Source organism: Verrucomicrobiota bacterium (genome assembly GCA_039192515.1).
Taxonomy (GTDB): domain Bacteria; phylum Verrucomicrobiota; class Verrucomicrobiia; order Methylacidiphilales; family JBCCWR01; genus JBCCWR01.
The window spans coordinates 1-2,174 of sequence record JBCCXA010000098.1 but is presented as its reverse complement, the minus strand read 5'-3'; the positions used below and the strand labels follow the sequence as shown (position 1 = coordinate 2,174).

The following is a 2,174-nucleotide window of genomic DNA, read 5'->3' as shown; positions in this document are numbered from 1 at the left end:
CGGCGGTTTAACCTTTAATAGCTATACCAGGACAGCGAGTACAGCCCAATACTACAAGTTCAACGGAAAGGAATTACTGCCGGAAACGCAGCTTTATGACTTTGGGGCAAGGTTTTATGATCCTGCATTAATGAGATGGATGAGTCCCGATCCGTTGTCAGATGAGTTGAGTAGCTGGTCTCCATATAATTATGCACTTGGAAACCCTGTGCTTTTCATCGACCCCGATGGTGCTTTTCCTTATACGTTCCATATAAGATCATTCCATCCTGATGCTACTTTTGGAGGTGGATTTATGGGTGATAACCGAGGATTTTCTAATAACCCGAGTGCTTCAGCAAGGATCGCTCAAAGATTTACGTTTAATCCGAATACAGGGCAATCATCAAATCGAGGGTTTGATAATAACTTTTCTATGCATCCTGCCGGATTTGTTGCTTCATCTACTGGTCAGGTTCCCTTGCCATTCTCAATGGTTATTGGCCATGAAAATCCCAACGAAACTCATTTTGATGTTACAGGAGAAAATGGATCATATAATATCTCAACGGGCTATAAGGGAGCAAATCCTTTGACACCTGGTTTTCTGACTCCTGATATTAATGTTCACTCAAATTTTTCAATTACTGAAGACTTAGATAATGGGGTATTGTCAATTGGAGCCAATATTACTGGTGATAATTTCCCCAATGCGGAAGCGTTCCTGGTTGATCAATCAGGCAACTCAGCATTTATCGGGGTAAGTTCTTTAAGCGGTAGTGTTTTGCAGAGCTTATGGGGAGATAATTACAGGGAAATGATCAATGCAAACTTCAATATCAACATAGACAACAATGGCAACTTCACGGGTATCAGCGTAGGCGATCAAAACTTTACGCTCGAAGAATGGAACTTACAATTTACCTCAATACAAGACTAGCTATGCAAATATTCAAGAAGATCGTTTATCTCATTGTGGCACTATCGTTATTGCCCGTGATTGCTACATACTTCGCTTACGGAAGCCCAATAGAATTGCTTTACATGGTTGTTACGATTGGTGCATTAGCCTCACTGATTTATATGATTACTAAGCCTTCCACATCAGTGGCTAAATGGGCTTTAGTATTGAATTTTGCAGTTTTGGTTATTCATCTATTAAATCTGAAATTTTACTGGTTTGCAGATGAAGGAGGTGATCCCAGAGTAAGAATAACCTTTACTATACAATGGATACTGATAGCTCTGACAGTTTTTAATCTTTTCAGAGATAGTCGTTTATTAAAAAGTTCTTGATCCTAGACCCTGCTTCGGCAGGGTTTTTTATTGCGCCAGCTTCTGCACATGCTTTTTAGTGATAAAAGCATCGATCAGTTTTTTAACCACATTGCGATCGTCCTCGTCCATTGCTTCAATGGCCTTGAATTGATTGATCAGTTCAGGATCAGAGAGACGAGTTTTAGCCTTTTCATCCGTAGAGCCATAGAGTAGGAAATCAGGAGAAACACTCAATACATCTGCAATGGTTGTGAGTGTCTTAGCCGGTGGCTGTACGTCTTTAGTCTCGTATCGTCCAATCTGGGCGTAAGAGATACCCACCTTATCTGCAAGCTCAGATTGCGACATACCAAGCTCTTTTCTTCTAAGTTTTATTCTGTCTCCAAGAGTGCTCATAAATGCTATTAAAACAGTTTTGAATGGGCTAAAAGTAGCGAATGAGTAATAGAATATCTAAGAAAATGCTACTTAAAAGAGATATTATACTGCATATTGATTGGAAATTAATTTGCATTTATGTAGCATTATGCTACTTATAAGTCGCAAAAAAAATATTTTATGCAGCTACCAGAAAAAAGACACTTAGACACCTCAAATCCAGATCACATCCTCTACGAACACGACATGATCGAAATAGCCATCTTGGGCGGGATCAGGACTGACATACTAGATCGAATGCGAGTAACACTGAAAATCAAAGTAGAGCATCTGAGCTTACGCCACAACTTGGACTTGTACAACAGTCTGCAGGTAGATAAGCTGGTGCGAATGGTAGCGGAAAGGTTAGAAATCGGGACGAGCATCATAGCAGCTGCGCTCATGGACCTCATTGACTTACTGGAAGCTCACCGACTGGAAGAAAGAGAAAAGGAAATCACTGCCCTGGACAAAAGGAAGATGCTGACAGAAGATGAGAT

Annotated in this window: 4 protein-coding genes; 3 read left to right on the top strand and 1 reads right to left on the bottom strand. The window is 40.4% G+C overall.

What is annotated here, in order from left to right:
• Nucleotides 1-919: RHS repeat-associated core domain-containing protein (locus tag AAGA18_16170; protein MEM9446877.1), on the top strand; the 919-nt coding region annotated here is incomplete at its 5' end.
• The gene (locus AAGA18_16165) at nt 886-1,275 is read left to right on the top strand and encodes a hypothetical protein (protein MEM9446876.1); all 390 of its coding nucleotides are present in this window, start codon (nt 886-888) and stop codon (nt 1,273-1,275) included. The genes AAGA18_16170 and AAGA18_16165, both read left to right, overlap by 34 nt.
• A gap of 27 nt (nt 1,276-1,302) precedes the next feature.
• On the opposite strand, the gene AAGA18_16160 is transcribed toward AAGA18_16165, so the two are convergent.
• Nucleotides 1,303-1,653, bottom strand: a complete 351-nt coding sequence (locus AAGA18_16160; GenBank protein ID MEM9446875.1) for a helix-turn-helix transcriptional regulator — start codon at nt 1,651-1,653, stop codon at nt 1,303-1,305.
• Between the two features lie 162 nt (nt 1,654-1,815).
• Here AAGA18_16160 and AAGA18_16155 point away from each other — a divergent pair.
• Nucleotides 1,816-2,174: hypothetical protein (locus AAGA18_16155; protein ID MEM9446874.1), on the top strand; the 359-nt coding region annotated here is incomplete at its 3' end.

Coding starts and splice junctions, on each gene's coding strand:
- AAGA18_16165 (MEM9446876.1), top strand. CDS start 886: ATGGAACTTACAATTTACCTCAATACAAGACTAGCTATGCAAATATTC.
- AAGA18_16160 (MEM9446875.1), bottom strand. CDS start 1,653: ATGAGCACTCTTGGAGACAGAATAAAACTTAGAAGAAAAGAGCTTGGT.